At 50.5% G+C, this 25,575-nt stretch carries 22 protein-coding genes; 14 read left to right on the top strand and 8 right to left on the bottom strand.

Going from position 1 to position 25,575, the window contains the following annotated elements; genetic code table 11:
• Positions 1-7: 7 nt before the first annotated feature.
• A complete protein-coding gene (locus ACKU41_RS16465) occupies positions 8-1,153 on the top strand; it encodes an SGNH/GDSL hydrolase family protein (RefSeq protein ID WP_321402319.1) in 1,146 nt (381 codons plus the stop codon).
• Between the two features lie 172 nt (positions 1,154-1,325).
• Here ACKU41_RS16465 and ACKU41_RS16470 read toward each other — a convergent pair whose 3' ends face one another.
• The 4 genes from ACKU41_RS16470 to gcvH form a co-directional block, all read right to left on the bottom strand.
• Positions 1,326-2,708 (bottom strand): FAD-dependent oxidoreductase, encoded by a 1,383-nt coding sequence (locus tag ACKU41_RS16470; RefSeq protein WP_321402321.1) that lies wholly within the window; start codon positions 2,706-2,708, stop codon positions 1,326-1,328.
• Positions 2,695-4,140 (bottom strand): aminomethyl-transferring glycine dehydrogenase subunit GcvPB, encoded by a 1,446-nt coding sequence (gene gcvPB / locus ACKU41_RS16475; protein ID WP_319778620.1) that lies wholly within the window; start codon positions 4,138-4,140, stop codon positions 2,695-2,697. Before gcvPB ends, ACKU41_RS16470 begins: the two co-directional genes overlap by 14 nt.
• A complete protein-coding gene (gene gcvPA, locus ACKU41_RS16480) occupies positions 4,140-5,471 on the bottom strand; it encodes an aminomethyl-transferring glycine dehydrogenase subunit GcvPA (protein ID WP_321402323.1) in 1,332 nt (443 codons plus the stop codon). The genes gcvPB and gcvPA overlap by 1 nt, the downstream gene beginning before the upstream one ends.
• Before the next feature lie 88 nt (positions 5,472-5,559).
• A complete protein-coding gene (gcvH, locus tag ACKU41_RS16485) occupies positions 5,560-5,940 on the bottom strand; it encodes a glycine cleavage system protein GcvH (RefSeq protein ID WP_319778622.1) in 381 nt (126 codons plus the stop codon).
• A gap of 253 nt (positions 5,941-6,193) precedes the next feature.
• Here gcvH and ACKU41_RS16490 point away from each other — a divergent pair, with 253 nt between their 5' ends.
• From ACKU41_RS16490 to folE2, 3 genes are read left to right on the top strand one after another with little or no spacing between them, the layout of a single operon-like run.
• Positions 6,194-6,865, top strand: a complete 672-nt coding sequence (locus ACKU41_RS16490) for a methyltransferase domain-containing protein (protein ID WP_319778623.1) — start codon at positions 6,194-6,196, stop codon at positions 6,863-6,865.
• A gap of 17 nt (positions 6,866-6,882) precedes the next feature.
• Complete coding sequence (gene nikR / locus ACKU41_RS16495; protein WP_319778624.1) at positions 6,883-7,302, top strand: nickel-responsive transcriptional regulator NikR; 420 nt, start codon at positions 6,883-6,885, stop codon at positions 7,300-7,302.
• Entirely contained in the window at positions 7,302-8,072 is a 771-nt protein-coding gene (gene folE2, locus ACKU41_RS16500) for a GTP cyclohydrolase FolE2 (RefSeq protein ID WP_319778625.1), read from the top strand. Before nikR ends, folE2 begins: the two co-directional genes overlap by 1 nt.
• A 160-nt stretch (positions 8,073-8,232) precedes the next feature.
• On the opposite strand, the gene ACKU41_RS16505 is transcribed toward folE2, so the two are convergent.
• The 4 genes from ACKU41_RS16505 to ACKU41_RS16520 form a co-directional block, all read right to left on the bottom strand.
• Positions 8,233-9,516 (bottom strand): agmatine deiminase family protein, encoded by a 1,284-nt coding sequence (locus tag ACKU41_RS16505; protein WP_321402326.1) that lies wholly within the window; start codon positions 9,514-9,516, stop codon positions 8,233-8,235.
• Positions 9,517-9,707: 191 nt separating this feature from the next.
• Entirely contained in the window at positions 9,708-10,142 is a 435-nt protein-coding gene (locus ACKU41_RS16510; RefSeq protein ID WP_319778627.1) for a rhodanese-like domain-containing protein, read from the bottom strand.
• 123 nt (positions 10,143-10,265) lie between these two features.
• The gene (locus tag ACKU41_RS16515) at positions 10,266-10,718 is read right to left on the bottom strand and encodes a DUF1499 domain-containing protein (protein WP_321402328.1); all 453 of its coding nucleotides are present in this window, start codon (positions 10,716-10,718) and stop codon (positions 10,266-10,268) included.
• Positions 10,719-10,868: 150 nt separating this feature from the next.
• Positions 10,869-11,300, bottom strand: a complete 432-nt coding sequence (locus tag ACKU41_RS16520; protein WP_321402330.1) for an Rrf2 family transcriptional regulator — start codon at positions 11,298-11,300, stop codon at positions 10,869-10,871.
• Positions 11,301-11,546: 246 nt separating this feature from the next.
• Between ACKU41_RS16520 and ACKU41_RS16525 the strand changes: the two genes are divergently transcribed.
• The 10 genes from ACKU41_RS16525 (at position 11,547) to bioB (ending at position 25,516) form a co-directional block, all read left to right on the top strand.
• Positions 11,547-12,953, top strand: a complete 1,407-nt coding sequence (locus ACKU41_RS16525) for an FAD-dependent protein (RefSeq protein ID WP_321402332.1) — start codon at positions 11,547-11,549, stop codon at positions 12,951-12,953.
• A gap of 282 nt (positions 12,954-13,235) precedes the next feature.
• Complete coding sequence (locus tag ACKU41_RS16530; protein WP_321402333.1) at positions 13,236-14,648, top strand: sugar porter family MFS transporter; 1,413 nt, start codon at positions 13,236-13,238, stop codon at positions 14,646-14,648.
• A gap of 201 nt (positions 14,649-14,849) precedes the next feature.
• Positions 14,850-15,866, top strand: a complete 1,017-nt coding sequence (locus tag ACKU41_RS16535) for a sigma-54 dependent transcriptional regulator (protein ID WP_319778632.1) — start codon at positions 14,850-14,852, stop codon at positions 15,864-15,866.
• Positions 15,867-15,969: 103 nt separating this feature from the next.
• Positions 15,970-19,575, top strand: coding sequence for a tetratricopeptide repeat protein (locus ACKU41_RS16540; protein WP_321402338.1), 3,606 nt, complete (start codon positions 15,970-15,972; stop codon positions 19,573-19,575).
• Between the two features lie 17 nt (positions 19,576-19,592).
• Positions 19,593-20,405: an AmmeMemoRadiSam system protein B gene (gene amrB / locus ACKU41_RS16545; RefSeq protein WP_321402339.1), complete on the top strand. Its 813-nt coding sequence runs from the start codon at positions 19,593-19,595 to the stop codon at positions 20,403-20,405.
• A 129-nt stretch (positions 20,406-20,534) separates the two neighbouring features.
• Entirely contained in the window at positions 20,535-22,196 is a 1,662-nt protein-coding gene (locus ACKU41_RS16550; protein WP_321402341.1) for a hydantoinase/oxoprolinase family protein, read from the top strand.
• Positions 22,189-22,545 (top strand): hypothetical protein, encoded by a 357-nt coding sequence (locus ACKU41_RS16555; protein ID WP_319778638.1) that lies wholly within the window; start codon positions 22,189-22,191, stop codon positions 22,543-22,545. Before ACKU41_RS16550 ends, ACKU41_RS16555 begins: the two co-directional genes overlap by 8 nt.
• A gap of 1 nt (position 22,546) precedes the next feature.
• Positions 22,547-23,239, top strand: coding sequence for a dethiobiotin synthase (gene bioD, locus ACKU41_RS16560; protein ID WP_321402342.1), 693 nt, complete (start codon positions 22,547-22,549; stop codon positions 23,237-23,239).
• A gap of 17 nt (positions 23,240-23,256) precedes the next feature.
• Positions 23,257-24,528: an adenosylmethionine--8-amino-7-oxononanoate transaminase gene (bioA, locus tag ACKU41_RS16565; RefSeq protein WP_321402345.1), complete on the top strand. Its 1,272-nt coding sequence runs from the start codon at positions 23,257-23,259 to the stop codon at positions 24,526-24,528.
• Positions 24,529-24,532: 4 nt separating this feature from the next.
• Positions 24,533-25,516 (top strand): biotin synthase BioB, encoded by a 984-nt coding sequence (gene bioB, locus ACKU41_RS16570; RefSeq protein WP_321402347.1) that lies wholly within the window; start codon positions 24,533-24,535, stop codon positions 25,514-25,516.
• Positions 25,517-25,575: the final 59 nt, after the last annotated feature.

The following is a 25,575-nucleotide window of genomic DNA, read 5'->3' on the forward strand; positions in this document are numbered from 1 at the left end:
CTGTCAAATGGATTTCCTTGGCAGGGCAGTACAGTCCTTCGGGTATCCCTGCACCTACAGGGTGCTTGCGTCTCCTCTCACCTATAACAGTTCTCCGGGAATCATTCCGGAAGAGTTGGCTGTTATGGATGCAAAATTCGGGCTGGAGAAATATTACCATGACCGCAATCTGCTTCATCAGTTTCAGATGATTGCGTCCGCTGATCCTGAACCGCAGCTTATTGTGATGAATCTGTTTCACGAGAATAGCCCGTTATTTGTCAACATTGCATCCAATTACATTTTTTTCGTCAATCCCGAGGCGTGGCAGGAGCATCCTGAATTCGAAGCGTGGATGAAGGATAATTTCGGTATGGTGCAGCCCAATCCGGGCACTTACCTCAAGCGTTACCGGGAAATGCTGGGCCATCTGCGAGAGCGTTTTCCGCAGGTACCCATTATTGTGGTTTCCCGACTGTCACACTACCCAGCTTTCGGTCCTGATCCTTATTCGTATCTTGAAGGCTGGTCCGATCTTTGGAGGACAGCCAAGCCGGTAATCAATAGCTGGGCAAATGAAATTGAGGATTTGGCTGTTATTGATATGGATCGTGTTTTCGGTGGAATATGGGCGGGGTCGGAAAAGAAGATCGAGGTCCATTGCCCGTTTCTCAAATTTAAGCTGACCGAGGAAAATGACACCATTACCGGGTTGCATGCCAGTCGCGACGTGGAACACATCGGTTCCATGTGGCCCGTGCTTGCCGCAAAGATAGAGCAGTTCCTGAAAGAAGGGTGTATTGATTACGCGGCGGAAGAAACTGTGCCTGATGAATGGTTACGCCCGTGGCAGCCTGAAAAGTTTGATGAAAACAGATTGATTGAAATGCTTTCATCCGGGGCCAACTACCTGTGCGCCCGGGCAATCGGTTCATTTTTTCTTGATCTTGCCAAGGACTACACTGATCTTCTGGCTCGTACCGCAGAATTCACCCCGGTCTGCCACAACACATTACATATGATAAAAACTTATTCCCGCATCTGGCCCAATCCGGTTTTGGCGCACTGGTGTCAGGTACACCGCAAGGCGGCAGATGCTTTTACAGCCAACGGTCCGCTTTACACGCAGGACTATCTGCAGCGTATTGATGAGATAGAAAGATTTGTCGGATGATGCCTTCACCATCCATTTCATAATTATTTGTTAATCTTGCATAAAGCTTGTTCTGGCGAGTTCCAACGAATAAGGCCGTAATATTTTAAAATATTACGGCCTTATTCGTTGGTGATTTATTGTGCGAAGCGGCTAAGCACCGATAAAAACGGTTTAAGCCTTTGTGGGCAAATTATTTCTGCTCCGCTTTAAGCGCACCTAAAAGAGCTTCATCCAGAGAGGGGTGGGGGAAGACAACCTTGTGGATATCATCCTTGGTCCAGCCTTCCTGAACAATCATGGCTGCTGCGGTGGTGAAGCCTGAGACGTGGTGCCCTACAGCAGTAATCCCGGCAACATGTCCATCAAGCCAGATCACTTTTACAAAGCCCTGCGTTGCTGCATAGGCCTGAGCAATAGGGTTGGCTACCAGCGGGAAGGAGGAGACTTTCACATCACCTTTTCCTTCAAGGTCGGCGGGCATGAGCCCAACGCGCATGGTTTCCGGAGAACCGTAGAGAATGGACGGGATAGGGCCGTGCTCATAGGGAGATTGTGTTTTTCCGGCAATGCGGCGGACCACGTACCCGGCCTGATGGCTGGCTGCATGGGCAAGCAGGATTTTCCCGTTCAGGTCACCGATGGCGTAGACGTTTTCAGCGGCTTCAAGGTTTTCGTTAACCTTGACGAAGCCTGGGCCTTCGGTCTTGATTCCGAGAACATCAAGTCCGATATCAGCGGAATTGGGACGGCGTCCGATGGCGATGAGTGCTTTGTCGGCGGTGAATTCTTCTCCGTCTTCGGTACGCAGCACAGCTTTGCCGTCTTCAGCGGTAACGGATTTGACCTTCACTCCCAGATTGAATTGCCACTTGTGGCGTTTGAAGACTCCCTGCAAAGCTTTGGAAACTTCGGGGTCCTCATAAACCGCAATGCGGTCAAGGGCATCGACTACCGTGATTTTGCATCCGGTACGGTGGGCGATCTGGGCCATTTCAAGGCCGATGAAGCCTGCTCCGATGACCAGCAGCGAGGTGGGCATTTCTTCGAGCGCAAGAAATCCGCTGTTATCGAGAATAGTCTCGTTGTCAGGCTCCAAACCCGGGAATACGGTCGGGTGGGAACCGGTAGCGAGGACAAGTGATTTGTACTCTAGGACAGCAGTCTCTTCCGGGTGGGAAACTTCTACTTTACCGGGCTCAATAATTCTAGCCACGGCAGGGTAGATGTCGATACCCAGATTTTTCGCTTTTTGAGCCATTGCCTTGCGGGTGGCAGCGATGAAGCGGTCTTTTTTAGTACACAGGGCTTTGAAATCTATTTCTATTTCACCCTTGGCAACGCGGGCTTTGGATTGCGCGGCAAGTTCTTCCACCGGGGAGGTTGCACCGAGGTACATTTTGGTGGGAATACAGCCCACATTAAGGCAGGTTCCGCCAAGCAGGTCTTTTTCCACCAGCGCGACTTTGATGCCTTCTTCCGCAGCTTCAAGGGCCGCGTCAAAACCGCCCGGACCGGCTCCTACGACCACGAGGTCGTAGGAGCGTGTATCTGTCGGGAAACTATTTGACGTCATCAGTAATCACCATGGAGCGTGCAGCTTTGGTTTCGTCCATCCTTTTAACGGACATGGAAACAGGTGCAGCCTGCAGTGCTTCGGGGTTCTTTTCCGCCATTTCTGCAATCTCGATGAGATCGTCGATAAAGCGGTCAATGGTCTCTTTGTTTTCAGTCTCGGTGGGTTCGATCATCAAACATTCCTTCACGATGAGCGGGAAGTAGATAGTCGGGGCGTGATGGCCTTTATCCAGCAGTGCCTTGGCAACATCGAGGGCGCGAACGCCGTTCTTAGCCTGATTGACCGCAGAAGCAACGAACTCGTGCATGCAGATGCGGTTGTAGGGAATCTCGAAATGGTTTTCGAGACGCTTGCGCATGTAGTTGGCGTTGAGGACCGCACCTTCAGTGGCGCGGGTCAGGCCTTCGCGACCGAGGCGGAGCATATAGGCGTATGCTTTCAGGTAAACACCGAAGTTGCCGTAGAAGGGGGCAACATAACCGATGGATTTCGGTGCGTCATAGTCAAGGTAGTACTGGCCGTCTTCCATTTTAGCCACGCGGGAAATGGGCAGGAAGGGGATAAGTTTTTCGCTTACGCCGACCGGACCGGAACCGGGACCGCCGCCACCGTGCGGGGTAGCGAGGGTTTTGTGCAGGTTGAGATGCACAATGTCGAACCCGGCATCACCGACGCGCAGCTTGCCCATGATGGCGTTCATATTCGCGCCGTCATAGTAGAGCAGAGCGTCTTTTTCGTGGATCATCCTGACCAGTTCAGGAAGATGGGTTTCGAACAGGCCGAGGGTGTTGGGGCAGGTCATCATAACGCCTGCCACTTCATCATCCAGAACCTCAGCGAGGGCTTCCGGGGTGATGATGCCGTCCTTGGATTCAACTGAAACAACATCGTATCCTGCCACTGCGGCTGATGCGGGGTTGGTTCCGTGGGCGGAATCCGGGCAGATGACCTTTGTTTTTTTATTGCCCTTGTCGCGATGGTAAGCGGCCATGAGCATAACCCCGGTCAACTCACCGTGGGCACCGGCCATGGGATGCAGAGTGAATGCAGCCATTCCGGTCAGTTCACTGAGCATGGATTCGGTTTCGTGAATGACTTCAAGCGCACCTTGACAATGGCGGCCCGCTCCCTTGAGCTGGGAAATTACCGGGTGCAGCTTGGCGAATCCGGGCATGGCAGCCACCTGTTCGGTGAACTTGGGGTTGTATTTCATGGTGCAGGAGCCGAGGGGATAGAAGTTGGAATCCACACCGAAGTTTTTCTGAGAAAGCTTGGTGAAGTGGCGAACCACATCCAGCTCGGAAAGGGAAGGCATACCCGCTTCTTTACGCAGAAGTTCTGCGGGGATGAAGTCCTCGATTTTTGACTTGGGTTCTTCGGGCCAGCAGCCTTCGCGACCGGGAACGGATTTTTCAAATACTGTTTTCATTAGATTGCCCCCCGCAGAATCTCGGCGAAGATGCCGATCTGTTCTTCAGTGGTCTTTTCTGTGCAGGCTACCAGCAGCACGTTTTCAAATCCTTCGTAGTAACGTCCTACAGGGAAACCGGGGATGATGCCGCGCTCGGTGAGCTTATCGATTACCTCAAAGGCGTTTACCGGAAGGGTTACAGCAAATTCGTTGACGTAGGGGCCTTTGGTGAACATTTCCACACCGTCAATGGAGGTGAGGCGGTCGGCAGCATAGTGTGCGCGTTCAACGGAAATGATTGCTGTCCGGCGTAAGCCTTCCTCTCCCAGCAGGCAGAGGTGGATCAGGGTACGCAGGGCGCAGAGAGCCTGGTTGGAGCAGATATTGGAAGTCGCTTTCTGGCGGCGGATGTGCTGCTCACGGGCCTGGATGGTCAGAACGTAACCGGTCTTGCCGTCTTCGTCTTCAGTACGTCCTGCAATGCGTCCGGGCATCTGGCGGACCAAAGCTTTGGAGCAGGTCATAATTCCGAGGTACGGGCCGCCGAAGGAAAGCGGCTGACCGATGGATTGGCCGTCTGCAACAGCAATATCGGCACCCATCTGACCGGGAGTTTTCAGCACGGACTGCATGACCGGGTAGGTGGACATGATTGCCAGAGCCTTGTGCTCGTGGACTGCGGCGAACATTTCGGTGAAATCGTTAACCGAGCCGAAAAAGTTGGGGTTTTGAACGATAACAGCTGCAGTGTCCTTATCGACTGCCGCAGTAATTGATTTGACATTGGTGCAGCCATGGTTGTGGGGCACTGTGACAAGTTCAATATTCAGGTTGTTGGTGTAGGAGTTAAGCATAACCCGGTAAATAGGGTTCAGTGCTTCACTGACGATGATTTTCCTGCGTCTGGTTTTACGCACGGCCATGAGGGTGGCTTCGTAAAGAGCGGACCCGCCATCGTATACAGAGGCGTTGGCGTAATCCATGTCCATGAGCCGGGCCATGGCAGTCTGATATTCAAAAATCGCCTGCAGGGTTCCCTGAGAAGATTCAGGCTGGTAAGGGGTGTAGGCAGTATAGAATTCGCTGCGGGATGACAGGGCATCCACAGCTGCGGGAATGAAATGGTCGTAAAAACCTGCTCCGAGGAAGCTGGTCAGATCCGTGGTGTTCTTTGCGGCCATTTTGCCCAGCATTTCCAGAACTGCCATTTCGCTTTTACCTTTGGGCAGGTCAAAACTTTTGGGGCGCAGTTCGGCCGGGATCTCGGCAAAGAGGTCATCCACGGAGTTCACGCCGATAACATCAAGCATTTCCCGGATCTCTTCCGGGGAATGAGGTACGTAAGGCATTGTATCCTCCGGTATAAAAAAATGATCCCCGCTGACTTAAGCGGTCGGCGGGGAAATTTGTGTACTGTATATAAAGAATGGCCCCTGATTAGTGAGCTTCTTCTTCGGTTACTTTTTCATAAGCTGCGGCATCAAGAAGCGCATCAGTCGGACCGGTAATTTTTACTTTGACAAGCCAGCCTTCCCCGTAAGGATCTTCGTTGACTTTTTCAGGTGCGTCTTCCAGTGCTTCGTTAACAGCGATTACTTCGCAGTCAACCGGAGCGTACATTTCGCTGGCAGCCTTTACGGACTCAATTGAGCCGAATTCGTCACCGGCTGCGAAAGTATCGCCTTCCTGCGGAAGTTCGACGAAAGTAAGGTCGCCGAGCTGTTCCTGAGCAAAATGGGTGATGCCGATAACACCGTTTTCACCATCAACCTTGAGCCATTCGTGGGATTTGGAGTAAAGAAGTTCCTGCGGAATCATGGGGCCTCCCTTCTGTATAGACTTATTTTTATGTTTCCTGACCGTGTCATTGTGAATAACTCGCAACTGATAGCATTCCTGCTTAAGAAATAAAAGTCTTGTGTAAGGTCAAATTTCAGAAAAATCTTCAAAAAATTATCGGATTAATTAAAATTTAATTATTTTATAATTTTGCAATCGAATAGTTAGTGTTACCCAAGCTTGTCTTTTGGCGAAAAAAAACATACGAAATGAGTAGATAAGGAGTGTCTTTTTGAAGGATTATGTTTCCGGTGAACGGGAAGTTATAAAAGTAGAGACCGCCGGAAGGGTCTGGAAAATTGAACGAACAGCTGACCTTGAGACCCTTTGGGATGAAATAGGTGAAGATGAGTTCGGTGATGACGAGCGCTTGCCGTATTGGGCCGAACTCTGGCCTGCAAGCGTATTGCTCGGTGAATGGCTTTACCGTAATTCGAAGCTGATTCGGGGACGCAAATGTCTCGATCTAGGTTGCGGACTGGGGCTGACTGCTGTTATCGGACAATCCCTTGGAGCTGAGGTGGTCGCGTTTGATTACGAATTGCCGCCGCTTTATTTTGCAAAAGACAACGCCGTCTTGAACGGCACATCCCAGCCGCTCTGGTTGCAGATGGACTGGAGAGAACCATCGCTTGCAGAGAGTTCATTTGATTTCATCTGGGGCGGGGATATACTTTACGAAAAAAGATTTTTTGATCCGCTGGAAAAACTTTTCCGGCGGGTGCTTAAGCCGGGAGGCACCATCTGGATGGCTGAACCGGTGCGTGATGTGTCGGTTCCGGTCTGGCGGAAGCTTGAAGACCTCGGCTGGCAAACAGCGTTGCCTTTGACCGAGAAAGCCGCCTGCTGCAATGCGGAAATGACTGTCAATATCCGGGAAGTTGTTCCCGGCAAATCCATGTAGTTTTACGGAGGTTTGAAATGGGTAAAACTATTCGTTTCGGAGTTTCCCTTGATTCCGATCTTCTTGAAAAATTTGATAAACTTTGTGATGAAAAAAGTTACCAGACCCGCTCTGAAGCAATTCGTGATTTGATCCGCAACATGTTGGTGGAAAAAGAATGGGATGAAGCTGAGGGGCAGATGGCCGGAACTCTTTCTTTGGTCTATGACCATCACCAGAGCGGTCTCTCTCAGCGTTTGACTGAGTTGCAGCACGACAGCCACGATCTGATCATGTCGACTCTGCATGTTCACCTTGATCATGACAACTGCCTTGAAGTCATGGTGCTTAAAGGTGACGGCAAGCAGATCAAAGAACTGGCTCATCGTCTTATTTCTACCAAAGGCGTGAAGCACGGCAAGCTCGGCCTCACAACGACTGGAGAAGAGTTGGTTTAATGGAAGACGTACAAAACAGTCCTGCAAAGGTCGCCATGTCTATCGACAGGGTCGGTGTGCGGGATTTGACCCTCCCCCTTGTGGTTCGTGACCGGGAATCCGGCAGTCAGCACACCATGGCCAAAGTCGCCTTGTCCGTTGATCTGCCAGCCCATTTTAAAGGCACGCACATGAGCCGGTTCGTGGAGGCTCTGGAAGACTGGTCCGAAGAACTGGACTACAAGAGTTTCTACAATCTTTTAAGCGACATTCTGCGTCGCCTTGAAGCTGAACGCGCCCATGCCAAACTCAGCTTTCCCTATTGCCTGCAAAAAACCTCTCCGGTTAGCGGACGCAAGGGCATAATGAGTTATGAATGTACCGTGGAAGGCGAAATGGTCGGCGATAAGCTGGAGTTTACCCTTGGGGTGAAGGTCCCGGTAATGACCGTCTGCCCCTGTTCCAAGGCCATCAGTGATGAAGGAGCCCACAGTCAGCGTGCGGTGGTGCATATCAGGACAAAGTCCAAAGGATTTATTTGGATAGAGGATCTGGTGGAAATTGCGGAAGATTCAGGTTCGTGTGAAGTGTTCTCTCTGCTAAAGCGGGAAGATGAGAAGCACGTTACCGAAAAAAGTTTTTCTAACCCTACCTTTGTTGAGGATGTCGTCCGCAATGCTGCTATGGGTTTGGAAAAGCATCCGAAAATTTCCTGGTATAAAGTCGATGTGGAAAGTTTTGAGTCAATTCATAATCATTGTGCATTTGCAAGTATTGCCAAGCCGGAATAAGTGATTACTTATATATTAAGGAGACAGAGGGGATTATCCCCACCTGGACTCCGGTGACAGCCGCAGTTGCTTACCGAACGGATAGAGCGATTGCGGCGACACTTTGGATGATAAAAAACTCCCGCTGGATTTGCCGGCGGGAGTTTTTTTTGGGTTGGATTTATTTACCCGTATACGGCTCCTGCTGGGTAGAGCAATGAATTCCTCCACCGCCGAAGTTTATGCCGAGGGTGTTTATGGTAACTACCTTTCGGTTCGGGAATGCTTTTTTAAGCACCTCAAGTGCTTCGGCATCGCGTCTTTTAACTTTCTCGGGCAAACCTTCATGCCAGTATTTCTGGGCCAGAACCACACCGTTTGAAATCAGGAAATTGCAGTAGCTCTGGGCCGGGACAACCTGTATATCTTTTCCTACAGGGAATGCCGTACCGTCTGAAAAGCGCGGGAATGAAACCAATCCGTAATAGGCTCCATCCTGCGGGGTCACTTGGAAATACAAGGGTTCCGGCATGGGGATGCGGATAATCTTGAAGTGCTTGCCGTCCTGATCAACTGCGTTTTTAAGTATACTGTAGGTTTCTTCCATTCGGCGGCGGTTTTCCGCTTCAACCGGACCTTGGGCCGCTTCCTCTTCACTAACTTCAGCCAGCAGAATTGTATCCGGGGCTACAAAGCGGCAATATTCATCAATGTGATTATTGGCTGCAGCACTGCGGTAGGCCACCCCTTTTCCGTCCGGCCCTGGCAGGGTGCTTACGTTGTAAGCATCGTCGTCAACGGTCCCTCTTTTAAGCCAGATAACGTTGCTGACGCCCAGCATTTCTTTGAGTTCTATTTCAATGTCAGCACGTGAAAGGTTGGGGTTACGCTGGAATTCGCAGGCTTCAGTGACCAGTATGGTTCCTTTTCCGTTCAGTTCCCGGTCCCCGCCTTCACTGACCAGACGGGTCATTCTTGAAGGGATTTTGCGCAGCTTGGCTATATCCCGGTCTACTCGTTCCATTATCCGGGATTGGGTGTCTGATTGCGGAAAATAACCCCAGCAGTTGAACCCGAAATCGACTATGCTTTTGTTACCCTGCCTGTCCGTTGTGAAGATGGGGCCAAAATCCCGCCAGTAGAGCATGGTAAAAGGAATGGTCTGGAATGAAATTCTTTCCATGGGGAGTTTGTTCTTTTCTAACAGGGGCTGCACATGTTTGAGTTGACTCTCTTCAGGTATGCAGATGGTGATGTTTGTATACGGAGCAAGATTCTTGGCAATTTCCAGCAGGACATCATCGGTAAGGTAGCCCTTAACATATTCTTTGCTCAGCCAGCCGAGGTAAACCCTCTCCTGTTTTTCAAATTCTCCGGGGAATCTCCATTCGGCAGCAGCAGCGGTAATCACCGTTGCAAAGATAAATAGTGCTGCTAAAAAATAAACTTTACCAATTTTCATCATGTTGCTCCCCCCGCTGGCCAGAGTTGTGATATTTCTGTTATAATAGACAGTAGTTTTCAGGTGCCGTCAACAACTTAGCAAATGCCCGGAATGCGGAAGTATTCTTTAAGGCAGTGTTTTTTGTTATAATGAAGCCCCTTGCACCGGATTCTTGGCGCAAGGGGCTTTATTACTTGGATGTGGTGCTGATTTTATTTTGATTCAACAGCATAGGGCCAGCCACCCTGACCGTTGGTGAGGATGAATAAGCGGTAGGGTGCAATTCCCTTTTTGGCGAGATAGTTGACGGTCCTTTCGGCTCCGCCTTTGCCGCGCGGGCAGATCACTACTATAGGTTGAGCGGATTTTTTAAGGTTATTCACAGCAGCATCAAGCTTGTTTGTATCGGTTGCGGTTTTCACCGGGTAGGCACCGGTTTCGATAGCGCCCTTGATGTGGTGAGCGTTAAATTCTTCAGCCACCTGAATGTCCACGATGGCGACATCTGCATGGTTGTTTACTGCATTGTTTAATGATGCCGCACACATGTAGTTGTAGCTGTCCTTCATGGCAAATGCGTTGGCAGCAATACATACGAACAGGGCTGCAGCTCCAAGCATCAGCGTAACTTTTCTTGTAAAATTCATTAGTTTCTCCTCCTGATTATGGTTTAGATTCAACCTTTAAACTCAGGCAGGAGAATTCGTCGAATAGTAAAAGTCGATAGCTGTGTAAAAATATTCAGCGCTTTTTTCTATATTATACGGGGGTTACTTATTATTTTCAAAACGGTTACGTAATTCTTCTACCCGTTTTTTGTTTACCCCGAAATCAGAATAACCAAGCCTTGCAGCGGAGCGAAGTTCAATTCTGCCTTCAGCTTCATCGTAAATGCATTCCAGATCGTCTACGAAGCGAAACCACCTGCTCCTGAACTCGGCATGTAGGTACGGTCCGCTGCGGGAAACTATTTTGCCGCCCATTTGTTTGATGCATGCCCTAAGTTTTTTTATGACCTGTTTGTTCGTCCCGCTGGCCTTTATTGATTGGACTGTGTGTGCCTTATCGTTTTCCTGTGAAGAAACACAATTGGGGCTGTTTGGACAGGGGGAAAGTTTGCCGCCGTTGATGCCTAGATTTTCCGGTGGGGACGAGAAGTGGGCAGCAGTAAATAACCCAGCGGTGCAGACGATAATAAATAGTGCGGTTAGTTTGTAAATCATGAAGGGGAGGGTAATGTATTACCCGTCTGAAATGCAAGGTAAATAAACGGCACAGTCTGAAAGGTGCTTTGAATCTTTCGTGGAGGCCGATTTACAGGACACAAATATCCCCGGACAGCTTGTGCATATCCGGGGATATTTCTAGGGATTCTAGAAAGGGTTTGTTTTGATGCAAAAAGAACCTTCCTTGAGCAGGTCGGCTATGGATATTTCATCAAGAGCTGCATACATGGCTTTGCTGGCTTTAATCCAGACTTCGCGGGTAGGGCAGTCTTCGATGCGTCGGCAGAGTTCGTCATTCTCAAGGCATTCAACCAATCCTGCATCTCCTTCTAAACTTCGGACCACCGCGCCTACAGTGATGTCTTCCGGGGGCATGGCAAGCGAATGTCCGCCTCCGGGGCCGCGTTTACTGGAAATGAAACCGGCCCGCTTAAGTTCGCGGATAAGTTTTTCAAGATATTTGGTTGAAAGTCCCTGACGGCTGGCAATATCACTGATGCGGACCGGGCCTGCGGTACAGTGCATGGCTATGTCCAATATCATTCGGGTTCCGTATCTGCTTCTTGTTGTCAGTCTCATGAAATTTCCTTCTTGGTTTAGTAGATTATTTAGAAGAGTAATTGCTCCTGGTCAAGAGGGATTGATTTTAGAAAAAGCATTATTGGTTTATGTTTCATGTAACATACTGTAAATAAAGATTTTTTAAGAATTAAAATAAAGATAATTAAAGCTTGCATTTTTGATCTTATCTGGATAAAAGCGTATATTGGCATGCCTGCGCGGGTTGCGCAAAGCAGGCTAAAAAGACCAATACTGGAGAATATTATGAGCCCGAAAGATAACGGGAAGAAAGAGTTTGATGTAATTATTGTCGGCGGCGGTCCTGCCGGACTGTTCGCAGCTTATTACCTTGGCGAGAATACCGACCTTGATGTTCTGGTCATTGAAAAGGGAAAGGCTTCTCTCAAAAGACATTGTCCCATAACCGGAGATCAGGAATGCATTAAATGCAAACCCTGCAACATACTTTCCGGTGTGGGCGGGGCGGGCCTTTTTTCTGACGGCAAGCTCAACTATATTCACAAGCTCGGTAAGACCGATCTTACCCAGTTTATGCCGGTTTCCGAGGCCAAGGCCCTGATTGACGAAACCGAAGAAATTTTTAATCGCTTCAACATGGACGGTCAGGTTTATCCTACCAACATGGAAGAGGCCAAAAATATCCGCAAAGATGCCCTGAAGCATGGCATTGATTTGCTGCTCATCAAGCAGAAGCACCTTGGCAGCGACAATCTGCCCGGCCACATTGCCGGAATGGCTGAGTACTGTATGGACAAAGGGGTAACCTTTCGTACCGGTGAGCACGTTGAGGATATCCTTATCGAAAACGGAGAACTGGCCGGTGTTGTGACCAAAAAAGCAGAATACAAGGCCAAAAACGTCATCCTTGCTCCGGGACGCGTAGGTTCCGAGTGGATGGGAAGCCTTGCCAAGAAGCATGATCTCGCCATTACTCAGCGTGGAATCGAGGTCGGTGTGCGAGTGGAAGTGCACGGGGACATCATGCGTGATCTCTGTTCCGTGATCTACGACCCCACCTTTTTTATCCGTACCAACACTTATGATGATCAGGTGCGTACCTTCTGCACCAACCAGGGCGGATTCGTGGCTCTTGAAAACTATCAGGATTTTGTCTGTGTAAACGGACATGCCTACATGGATAAGAAATCAGAAAATACCAACTTCGCTTTCCTGTCCAAAGTCGTGCTTGAAGAACCGGTTACCGACAATCAGGCTTACGGTGAATCTATCGGTAAGCTGGCTACCATCATCGGCGGCGGCAAGCCCATCCTGCAGCGTTTCGGCGATCTCAAGCGCGGACGCCGTTCCACATGGAACCGCGTACGCAACAGCTTTGTGGAACCGACCATGAAAAATGTTACCTGCGGTGATATTGCCATGGCGCTGCCCGAGCGTATTGTACGCAACCTCATCGAAGGTCTTGAGAAACTCAACGATGTAGTGCCCGGTGTGGCCAACGAGGAAACCCTGCTCTACGCACCTGAGATTAAGTTTTTCTCCACACAGGTGGAAACCAGCAACCAGCTCGAAACCGCTCTGGAAGGTCTCTTCGTGGCCGGCGACGGTCCCGGTGTTGCCGGAAACATCGTTTCCGCTTCCGCTACCGGAATTATACCTGCCAAAGAAATTGCCAAAAGAGCTAAGAAGTAAAGATACGCTATGTGTGTTTGCTGAAACAAGTTCGTCTCTGACGGATTAAACCCTTTTGCAAAAGGGTTTATGGCCCTAAAACTTTCAATGGTTTTAGATGGTAAGAGCTGGAATTGTTTAATTAAAGAAAGGGAGATACTGACATTAAGTCGGTGTCTCCCTTTTGATGTTTCTATGGTTTGTCTTGAAGTGTGGTGACATTGCAACATGGATTATGATAACACCTTGTATTGCTTGTTAGTGTTGTCCTGCTGCAATTTGTGTAACTTTAAGAAGGTAAACATGTCTGCAAGTCCCGCCCTCAATTCAAAACAATCCTCTTCTGTCATTTTTGTGTTTCTTATTTCCGCTTCCGCTGCCCTCGGCGGCTTTCTCTTCGGATTTGATACTGCGGTAATAAACGGCGCAGTGGTCGCGCTGGGTGATCATTTCAAGGTCGGCCCGGTGCTGGTGGGTATGTCGGTTTCCCTCGCACTTATCGGCTCGGCAATCGGGGCTTTGCTTTCCGGGACTGTTTCTGACCGCTACGGGCGTATCAAGCCTATGTTGATCGCAGCTTTACTTTTTACCGTCAGCGGGATTGGGGCGGGGTTGCCTGTAACGGTCTGGGATTTTATTTTCTGGCGTTTTCTGGGCGGTGTGGGGATCGGGCTTGCCAGTGCAATTACTCCGGCTTACATCGCGGAAATTTCACCGGCCAATCTGCGCGGAAGTTTTGGCTCCTTGCAGCAGTTGGCTATTGTTGTCGGGATTTTTGTGGCCATGCTCAGTAACTACATGCTGGTGGGATTGGCCGGAGGATCGGCGGATAATGTGCTTTGGTTCGGTTTTGAAACATGGCGCTGGATGTTCTGGGCCGAAGTTCCGCCTGCTTTGCTTTACGGATTTGCGGCCATGATGATTCCTGAATCACCACGTTACCTGATTGCTTCCGGCAGTGAAGAAGAGGCCGAAGGTATCCTTTCGAAGGTTATCGGAGCGAAGGCCCATGAGAAGATCGCAGAAGTCAAGGAAAGTCTTAAAATAGAATGCGCTACTTCATTTGCGGTACTCAGGTGTGAAGGGGGACTTCATCCGGTGGTCTGGCTAGGGCTCGGGCTTTCGGTGCTGCAACAGTTCGTGGGAATCAACATCATTTTTTATTACGGCTCCATGCTCTGGCGCAGCGTAGGTTTTTCCGAGGAAAACTCTCTTTGGATCACGGTGATTACAGGGGTTGTGAACATTGTCACCACGCTGGTAGCCATTGCCCTTATTGACCGGGTGGGACGTAAGCCGCTCCTGCTGGCCGGGTCCGCCGGGATGGTTGTTACACTTGGTGTCCTTGCCTATTTGTTCGGGGCTGCCCCTCTTGATGCAAGCGGTCATCCGGTGCTGAGCGGAACCTTGGCAACTACCGCACTTTATTCTGCCAACCTTTATGTCTTCTGCTTCGGGTTTTCGTGGGGTCCGGTTGTCTGGGTGTTGCTTGGTGAGATGTTCAACAACCGCATCCGCGCCTCCGCCCTGGCTCTCGGGGCCGGGGCGCAATGGGTTGCTAATTTTATGGTTTCCGCTTCCTTTCCTGCCCTTGTGGAATGGGCCGGACTGGGATTTACCTACTTAATTTATGCTGTTTTCGCTGCGGTGTCTTTTTTCTTTGTCATGTCTCTTGTCCGAGAAACGCGGGGGCGGGAATTGGAAGATATGGAATAATTTTTATCCGGGAATAAAGAAATGGGATATTAGACGCTTTTTTTATTGATTTTTTGCAATAAAAATTCACTTGCATATTGACTTTGCGTCATTTCATTGACAGTGAATGTGTAGGGTTGTCTATTTTATATGATGGAATAATCCGTATAAGGCGGAACAAAATTATAAAGTTCCCCCGGACTAGAATATTTTGGAGGCCGAATGGCTCTTAATTTAGGTGGAATAATTGGAAACAGTCCTGCGCTTAAGGAGGTCTTTGCGATTCTCGCAAAGGTGGCGCCTACAGACAGTACCGTGCTGGTCACCGGGGAATCCGGCACGGGTAAGGAACTGCTTGTACGTGCTTTGCACCGCAACAGTAAACGCAAGGAAAAGCCTTTTGTTCCGGTAAACTGCGGGGCTATCCCCAAGGAATTGCTGGAGTCAGAACTTTTTGGTCATGAGAAAGGAGCCTTTACCCATGCGGTACGCTCCCGTCCTGGACGTTTTGAACTTGCGGACGGGGGAACCATTTTTCTTGATGAAATCGGGGAAATGGATCTTAGTCTTCAGGTTAAAATATTAAGGGTCCTGCAGGAAAAAGAAATTGAACGTGTAGGCGGCACTTCCATCAAAAAGGTGGATGTGCGCATTGTGGCCGCAACCAACCGAGACCTCGAAATCGAAGTGGCCGCCGGAAGATTCCGCGAGGATCTTTTTTACCGTTTGAATGTCATTCCCATGCATCTACCGCCATTGCGTGAACGAGGCGGGGATGTTCTTTTGCTGGCCAAACATTTTCTTGGACGCTTCTGTGAAGACAAGAATACGGAGCCGCTCGGTATTCAAAGCGATGCTGCCGATATGCTGGTGTCATATTCCTGGCCCGGAAACGTCCGGGAACTTGAAAATTTTATGGAACGCATGTGTATCCTTTGTGATGAGAATGAGATCGTTCCAGATGACCTGCCTGAAAAGATCTGGAAGGATGTGGGTAGGGAGCCGAAGAAAAAGGTTGTTGAACTTATGCAGCCTGTCGGTTTCAGCTGGCCTACCCTTGCGGATCTGGAAGAACAGGGGGCCTCAGGGCTCAAGGATTTTCTTGAAAGGATTGAAGACCGCCTCATGATAGAGGCCCTTGAAAAGGCCGGCGGGGTGAAAAATAAAGCCGCAGAACTCCTCGGGGTAAAGCGGACTACGCTCATTGAGAAGATCAAAAAGAGGGATCTGGAAGTATAATAAGTGAAAAAAGTGTGGATTTTGTGAGGGGTAGGCAGGAATATTGCAAAGATAATTGATTGTGACGCTCAGCCGACTTACCGGAGTATTCCGGATCCTTTTTATGGCAGCCGTGTTCTGGTTTGCCTGCCCTCATCCGGGTTACGCCTTGGAGTATTTTGCTGATACCAAGGCTGACATGGATTCCATTCGTCTTGTCTTCGATCAAAAGAGTCTTAACGGTAAAGTTGTCCGTACCGGACGGCAGCAGATTACTATCTCTTTCCCCAAAAATGCGCTTAAGGGTGAAAAGGCTCCAACTCCGGCCCCGCTCTCACCTTTACGAATTGTCAATTCCCTGAAAATGGGGCCCAGTTCCATTACCATCGGAACGCGTACCAGCGCTTTCGGCTTCATTCGCATGCCTGCCGGTAACGGTCAGATGCAAATTCAGTTTTTCCGTGATCCGATCGGTTCCAAATGGCGTTCTCCCAAAGAAAAAGCAGAGCGTGAAGCCGAACGTAAAAAAGCTGCCCAAAAGAAGGCAGCGGCAAGAGAGGCTGCACGTAATAAGGCCGCTGCAAAGCGTGCTGCTGAGAAGAAGGCTGTTCCTCCAAAGAAGGAAACCCCAAAGATTGCTGAACAGGTTCCGCAACCTCCGGTTATCGATGAAGTAGATCTGCCGGAAGATGAAGAGTCTGCACCGCTTAAGCAGGAGCTTGGGCAGGCGCAGGATATATCTGATCCTGTGCAGCAGGTACCGGTTCAGCCGAAAAAACGTCCTTTTTATTCTGTGCCTTATACTTACCGTGCTCCGGTTGCCATGGTAGGTCCCGGGCAGGCACAGCCTGTTGATACTTCCGCTCCACCGGCACGGGCGGGGGGAAGTGTCCGGCGTGGTTCTGTTAATGGAAATGGCGGAATTGCAGGAGGAGAAATCAATCCTCCTGACGGAGCCTCTGCAGGTGGAGCCGTTGCACCTCCTCCGGTAGATGAGGGTAGTGATGGATCAACTGCTCTGGAGGGAACTGCCTACGAAGAAGAATTTCCTGAAAATGAGGCCGCTTCCGATGCGGTTGAGTCACCGCAGAAGGCTGAAGGCAGTGTTTCCGGTCAAGCCAGCGGTCAGATTGCTCCGCCTGATTCCGGTACATCCGGTCAGGTCAGCGGTCAGATTGCTCCGCCTGATTCCGGTACTTCCAGTCAAGCCAGCGGTCAGATTGCTCCGCCTGATTCCGGTACTTCCGGTCAAGTCAGCGGTCGGATTGCTCCGCCTGATTCCGGTACTTCCGGTCAGGTTAGCGGTCAGATTGCTCCACCTGATTCCGGTACTTCCGGACAGGTCAGCGGTCGGATTGCTCCACCTGATTCCGGTACTTCCGGTCAGGTCAGCGGTCGGATAACTCCGCCTGATTCCGGTACTTCCGGTCAAGTCAGCGGTAGGATAGCGCCTCCTGATTCCGGTGTTTCCGGTCAGGAGGCTCCGGCTCCGCAGGATGAGAACTCAGTCGAAGCAACGAATTATCCTCCATTTAAGGATGAAGGGGCGGTTGAAGGTCAGGCTCCTGCAACCGAGGCAGATTCCCTTGATACCGGTGCCGGTGATGTCCGCGATGAGGCCGTAGAGGGTGAGCAGGGTGCTGATGGATCAGATGCTTATCCTGTGGAAGATTCAGAGCAGTTGGCCAGTGACGGTAATGTTGTCGATGGAGAGGAAGGAGCCGATGGTCAGCAGGAACTTAGCCCTGAAGACCGGATTAAAGTAGCTAAAGGTGTTCTGCTTGCAGCTGAAGGGTCTCTTGATGAAGGGGAGGTTGAAGCTGCAATATCCGGATTTACGGAAGTTTCCCTTATGAAGGATTTGCCGCAGGATTTGCGCTTACGCGCTCTTTACGGCAAGGCGGAAGCCTTGACCGAATTCAACCGTCAGGCGTTGGCCGATAATTATGGTGAAATATCCAGCGCGTGGATGGAAGCCATGAATGCTGATACCAAATCGCCCAATGTGCCTATGGCCCTGCTGAATCTGGGATTGCTCAACCTGAAAGTGGGCAACATGCCTGAGGCGAAGGCTTATTTCAATCTGCTTAAGTCCCAGTATCCCAACGATCCCAATATTCCGTATATCAGTTATTACTGGGGTGAATATTACCTCGGTATGAAGGAATATGAAAAGGCCGCGGACCAGTTTCAATATCTTGTTCAAATGTACCCGGACAGCAAGATTGTCCGCGATGCCGCACTTGGCCTTGCCAAGGCCCTTGATGCTCTCGGTTATGATGAGCAGGCTTTTCAGATTATTGACTATATTGATAAACGCTGGCCCCGGTTTTATATCGAAGACCTGCATTTCCTGCTCATGTCGGCCAACACCCAGAACAGGCTGGGCAAGATTGGTGATGCTCTGGATAATTATTGGGCTTACTATAACCTCTCGCCGGAAGCCCCGGAAGCGGATATTGTCCTTGCCCGTATCGGAGATATTTATCTCAAGACGGGCCAGAAAGCTGCAGCTAAAGAAATTTACGAAAAAGCGGCCAAAGATTTTCCCGATAAAGAAGGTGGACTGGTATCCATGATGCGTCTTGCTGAGGAGGGCATTTACGATGATCCCAGCATGAGCCAGATGGATAAGGTTTTTGATCGTCCTTACAACCTGCGTCCTCAAAAAATTTACACCCATATCATTGAAAAATTTCCGGAAAGTCAGCTGGCTCCTCTGGCTCAGCTAAAGCTGGGTATGTGGTACTACTGGAACAAGAAGTATGGTGATTGTCTTGGTGCAGTTCAGGATTTTCTGGATAAATATCCCCGCAGCGGATTACGTGACCGGGCCAGTGAACTCGGCACCCGTGTCTTTGACATGGCCGTTCCTGATCTGGTCAAGGACGAGAATTATGGCCGGGTGGTCAGCTATTGGAATAAGTACGCCGAGAAAAATAATGAAGGCAAAGATGTCAACGACGAGACAAGACTCGGCGTGGCGTTAAGTTTCTGGAAAAAAGAGCAGCCCCAAAAGGCTTTGGAGTTGATTGACCGCTACCTGCAGGGTGAGGAAGTCCCCAAATATTCAGCCATGGCCCTTGATATGGCTTTAGGTATTTATGTGGACGAGCAGGCCTGGAGCAAGGTCACCGAGCTTGTCGATCTTGCCAAGGATAAGTGGAAGCTTGATCCCAAGCAGAAGATTCATATAGAATATGCACAGGCCATGGCTTATGAGAATCTCGGTGAAACCGAGCTCAGCACTCCGCTCTGGGCCGGATTGGCTTCCAATCTGCTGCTGCCTGAATCTTCACGTGCTTACGCCATGTACTTTATGGCCAAGTCTGCTATGAAGAAAAAGGAATTAAAGCGGGTTTTTGTTTACGCTCAGGAAGCATTATCCATGCTCCTTGAAACCGGGGGAGACCGGGAAAAGATCAAGGATTGCATCCTGATGACTATTTTTGCGGCTGAAAGTTCCGGGCGTTACCGGGAAGCTCTCAAATGGGCTGCTGAGTATGACAAATACATCCCGCTTTCTGACCCGGAATGGGCTTCATCCCGTTTTCGTCTTGCCCAGCTTTATGAAAAGGCCGGGGCCACAGCTGAATGGAAAAAGTTAATGGAAGAAGTTGCTGAGAAGAAGCCGGGTGACCTTTACGGACGTCTTGCCACATCAGCACTGGCAACACACAAGCTTGAGCAGGATGCTTCGAAATTCCAGCCGGAACCGGCGTTTCAATAATTATAAGGCAGGTTAATATGAACAGACAGCCCGTTGTTGCCGGACGTTTTTATCCGGACAGTCCTGAACAGCTCCGCAGGGAACTTGAAATGTATATGGGAACCCCTGTACAGGATTTGGATTCAAAGCCGGACCGTCTGGTTATGGTTCCCCACGCCGGGTACATGTTTTCCGGTTATCCTTGCGGCAAAACCCTTGCCCAGAGCAAACTGGCTTCCAGAGTCTTCCTGCTGGGTCCGAATCATACCGGGCTGGGATCGCCTTTATCTGTTTGGGATAAGGGCAGCTGGGAATTTCCCGGCGGTAAGCTGGATGTGGACGAAGGACTGGCCCTAAAGCTGATTGAAAGCGGTGCCGGGTTCACAGCTAATGAGAAAGCCCATTCACGGGAGCATTCTCTCGAGGTAATCGTCCCTTTTCTGCATTACCTGAACCCGCGCGTTAAAATTGTTCCGGTCTGCGTTTCTGAAGCCTCGCCAACAAATTTGCGTAAAGCCGGTGAAGCGATTGCCGAACTTATGGAAGACAGCCCTGAGCCTGTTTCCATGGTGGTCAGTTCCGATATGAGTCATTTTATTTCTGCCGATCAGGCCAAGAAGCTCGACTCCATGGCACTTGAGGCGATTATTCGTATGGACCCGTCCGACCTGTATTCCATTGTCTCGTCCAACCAGATAAGCATGTGTGGAGTCCTGCCCATGACCATGGCTATGTTTGCAGCCAAAAAGCTGGGTGCCACCTCAGGCAGGCTTATTGATTACAGCAATTCAGGTAAAGCCACAGGGGATTATGAACGGGTGGTAGCCTATGCCGGGGTCATCATTAAATAACCGTCCGATTTTATGAAATAGAGTTCAACCCTTGCCAATCGGGAAAAGCGGCATTATTTGTACTGGTCGGGCCTGCTATGGCTTGTCAGAAAACAATAATGCCTCCTGCGGGCGAAGGATATATGTGCAATGAGTTTTGAGAGCGGTTATGCGATCGGTATTGATACCGGCGGAACCTACACTGATACTGTAGTTGTAAAATGTGATGATTCGAGCGTGGTGGCCACGGCCAAATCCCCTACCACACACCACGATTTAAGTCTTGGGCTGGCTTCCTCTCTGGATAAGGCCATGAAGGAAAGCGGGATCAGCCCGGACGAGGTTAATCTTGTCTCTGTTTCCACCACTTTGGCAACCAATGCCATTGTGGAGAACAAAGGGGCTCGGGTCGGCCTGTTTATGATCGGCACCACCAAGGCGCTTAAGCTGCCTGTAGTTACACTGCGTTATGTAAAGGGCGGACATAAAATCACCGGCATGGAAGAAGACCCGCTGGATATTGAATCACTTGTGGACGGTATACAGGACATGGCGGGGCATGTTGACGCGTACGCTGTCTGCTCGGCCATGAGCATCAAGAATCCCGCCCACGAACTCATAGCAGAAAAAGCTATTTCCCTGACCGATCAGAAACCGGTTTTCTGCTCCCATACCATCAGTACCCGCGCCGGACAGGCTGAGCGTGCGGCCACAGCAGTACTCAATGCCCGGCTTATGCCGGTGATGAAAGATTTTCTGGCCGGAGTCGGCAAGGCTCTTAACGAGCGCGGTCTCGGTTCTTCCGTGGTTGTTGTGCGCGGAAACGCCACACCCATGAGCATGGAAGAAGCTGTGCAGCGCGCGGCGGAAACTTTTGCCAGCGGCCCGGCATCCACTGCCTACTACGGCTCTATTTATTCACCGGAAAAGGATGCCCTCATTGTTGACGTAGGCGGTACCACCACCGACGTGACCTTGATCCGTAATTCCCAGCCTACCATTCAGGAGAGCGGTTCCATCATCGGCGACTGGGAGACCCACGTCGAAGCGGTCGAGATGTTCACCGTGGGTGTGGGTGGCGACAGCTTTGCGCGTATTAACAGGTCCGGTAATTTTGAAGTGGGTCCGGGCAGGGTTGTGCCTCTCTGCATGGCCGGGGATATTTCCGCACCGGAAAAATGGATCGGCAAAGGCCATGAATCCCATCTGTTGAAGACCGGACCTTCAGCGGACACAAGTTCCGACGATGCTGTTCTGAAATATCTTTTTGAAAACGGCCCATCCACCTTCGGCCAGATCATGACCGGAACCGGGCTGGGTGAAATCGGTCTTGGCGGCAAGGTACAGAAACTTGTGCGTGAGCAGTTGGTGGAAGAAGTGGGCTTCACTCCCACCGATGCCCTGCATGTTCAGGGACAGCTTGAAATCGGAGACAAGTCTGTTTCCGAAGCTGCTGCCGCTATTCTGGGCAAAGAGTATGATCTTGATGCAGCCGGCTTTGCGGAAATGGTCCTTACGGAGACAAGGGTCAAGATTGAAAATGCCATGCTCGAACACATTGTGCGCAAGGAGATCGGCGGCAATATGGCCGGATTCATTTCCGGGCGTGCGGCAAGCCCGCTGGTCAGCTTTGACGCATCTCTGAATCTTCCCATAGTGGGAATCGGCGCTGCCGCGCAGAAATTGCTGCCTGAAGTTGCTGAGAAACTGCATACCGAAGCTGTCTTTCCTGCCCATCACGAAGTTGGCAATGCTCTGGGGGCTATCAAGATGGCTCTGGATAATTTGAGAAAGGATAGTTGTAATGAGTAGAAATCAACCTTCCGCATATGAATACTGCCTTGAACCTGCCAGTGAAAACAATCAAGTCGAAGTTGTTCACGGCTGGATTTTCAAGGACGAAAAATGGATGGCCCATGCGTGGTGCGAGTTTGCAGATCGGGTTATCGATCTGGGGCAATCCACCCATTCCATGGATAAATCCAATTACTACGCCAGTAACCGGGTCAGCGAAGAACGCTGCCGCCGTTATTCGCGTATTGAGTTCTTTACCCTTGTGGGCGACGAAGGTCATTTCGGGCCCTACGACAAAGAACTCTTTTTTGCAGAAATAAGTGGGCGCGATCCGCTGGAAGTAATCGAATCCGGCGAGGTTGAATAAATTGTCTGCCGGATTTTTTATTACCGGAACAGGAACAGACGTGGGCAAGACTGTGGTTACCGCAGGGCTTGCCCGTTTCTTCATGAAGTCCGGGCGGTCCATCATCACGGTTAAACCTGTGCAATCCGGGGCGGTTGTTCTGCCTGACGGTTCCCTTGATTCCCCGGACGGTGATGTTTATCGGGCGGCCGGGGCGGTCTGGGATATCAGCCGTCAATGTCCATATATTTTCGAGCCGCCGACTTCGCCGCATCTGGCTGCCAGATTGGCCGGGGTGGAACTTGATCCTGTGGAAATCGCCGCTAAAGTGCGTGAGCGCGAGAAGGACGGTTTTTTGCTGGTGGAAGGAGCCGGGGGAATTATGGTGCCCCTGAGTGACGAAGCTTCCATGCTTAATCTTATGAAAGAGCTTGGTTATCCGGTGATTCTGGTTATCGAGAACAAGCTTGGCTGCATCAATGAAGCCCTGCTATCCATCGCAGCACTGCAGCAGTCCGGCTTGGAAATTTCCGGGCTGGTCATGACCTCTCCCAACAGTCCCGCACCGGAAGAGTTCGGAATGGCTGACGAGAATATACGGTTCATTGAAAAAATATCTGAAGTAAAAGTAATCGCTTCTATTCCATATATCGAAAATTGGGATCACAATAATCCTGCGTGTTGGGAGCTTGTCGACCAAGCTCTGGACTCATAGCTGCCGCCGGAGGTACCATGTCCATTCTTGATTTTGACCGGGACCATCTTTGGCATCCGTATACATCTGCTACTAATCCACTGTCTGTTTATCCGGTAAAACGAACCGAGGGTGTCAGGATCATCCTTGAAGACGGTACTGAGTTGATCGACGGCATGGCTTCGTGGTGGTGTGCCATCCACGGATATAATAATCCGGTGCTGGTCAAGGCTTTGCAAAGTCAGGCCGAAGTTATGTCCCATGTGATGTTCGGCGGGCTGACCCATGAACCTGCGGTGGAACTGGCCCGTAAGCTGGTTCGGCTTTCCCCGGAACCGTTGCAGCATGTTTTTCTGGCTGATTCAGGTTCGGTCTCGGTTGAGGTCGCCATCAAAATGGCTATTCAATACTGGTACGCCATGGGCAGGCCTGAGAAAAATCGGCTGATGACCATCCGCAACGGCTACCACGGAGACACAATCGGCTGCATGTCCGTGTGTGATCCGGTCAATGGTATGCATTCCATGTTTACTTCGGTACTGCCGAAGCATATTTTCGCCGAGGCCCCGCAGTGCAGGTTCGAGGATGGCTGCACGGATGAAGATTTTGCGGATTTCAAATCAAAAATAGAAATCCATGCACATGAACTTGCGGCAGTAATTCTGGAGCCGGTGGTTCAGGGGGCCGGGGGGATGCGCTTTTATTCTCCGGAATACCTGAAGCGGGTCCGCGAGGCCTGTGATGAGCATGGCGTACTGCTTATATGCGATGAAATCGCCACCGGATTCGGGCGCGCCGGTACAATGTTCGCCAGCGAAAGGGCCGAAATCAGCCCGGATATCATGTGTGTGGGCAAGGCCATTACCGGAGGCATGATGACCTTGGCCGCAACCCTTGCCACCAGAGAAGTTGCCGGGGGTATTTCTTCCAAGGGCGGGGTATTCATGCATGGACCGACCTTTATGGGCAACCCGCTGGCCTGTGCTGTGGCTAACGCCTCCATCGACCTTCTGCTGAAAAGTAATTGGAAAGAACGGGTCGCAGAAATTACCGGGCTGCTTTGTTCCGGTCTGGCTCCATGCGCTAAATCAAGTGCAGTGGCTGATGTTCGCTGCCTTGGGGCTATCGGGGTGGTTGAACTGAAAGAACCTGTTGATATGGAATCCGTTCAGCGTGAATTTGTAAAACGCGGGGTCTGGGTTCGGCCATTCGGGAAACTTGTCTATGTGATGCCTCCCTATGTGATTTCAAATCTTGAACTTGAGGCTCTTACTTCCGCTATCTGTGAAGTGGTCGGCCTTCAGGGGTAATATTTTGGATAGAAACGAGAAACAGGCCCTGTGGACAGCAGTCCACGGAGGCGCTCCTATTGACGGGCATACAGCAGTTTCGGTTTTAGGCGCCTCCCATGGCGAACTTGCGGAAATCCTGCATGCTGCACATACCATAACTACTCGCAGATTCGGCCGAGAGGTCAGCCTTTGTTCCATAGCCAATGTGCGTAGCGGTAACTGTTCCGAAGATTGTACATTCTGTGCCCAGTCCAGTTATTTTAAAGGAACCCCGGCTCCGGCCTACCCGCTTATGCCGGTGGAGGAAATTCGGGCCTGTGCCGAGAAGGCCGGGCAGTCTCCCCTTGAATTTTTCAGCTATGTAACCAGCGGCAGAGCCTTGAAGGGCAAATCTCTCGACCATGTTTGCGAGGCTGTCGACGGCATGCGCGATAAAAGTTTCAATCATTGTGCCTCGTTGGGATGTCTTGATCTTGAGTCCTTGAAGAAACTGCACGAATCGGGCGTTGTGCGTTACCATCACAACCTCGAAGCTGCTGAAAGTTATTTTCCTAATGTCTGCACCACCCATAGTTACGCGGAGCGGGTGCGGACTGTGCAGGATGCAAAAAAAGTAGGGCTTGAAGTCTGTTGCGGCGGGCTGATGGGGCTTGGTGAAAGTCATGAACAGCGGGTGGAGCTGGCACAGGCGCTTGCGGAACTGGAAGTTGATTCCATCCCTCTTAATTTCCTGATTCCCATTCCGGGAACTCCGTTGGAAGCAGTTGAGCCTTTGCAGCCCCTTGAAATTCTGCTGACCATTGCCATGTTCAGGCTGGTCAATCCCCATGCGGAAGTGCGCATGGCTGCGGGGCGGGCAGCACTGCGTTCACTGCAGTCATTTATTTTTCATGCCGGATGCAACGGACTGATGGTCGGTGATTTCCTGACCGTAGCCGGGCAGGGCATAGATCATGACCTGACCATGCTGAAAGATCTGGGGCTGGCGGTCCGTAATAAAAAATAATCAGTTCCTTATGCACTAAATGATAAAGCCCGGTTAACTGTGTTGACCGGGCTTTATGT

The sequence above is a fragment of the Maridesulfovibrio sp. genome, assembly GCF_963678865.1.
Classification (GTDB): domain Bacteria; phylum Desulfobacterota; class Desulfovibrionia; order Desulfovibrionales; family Desulfovibrionaceae; genus Maridesulfovibrio.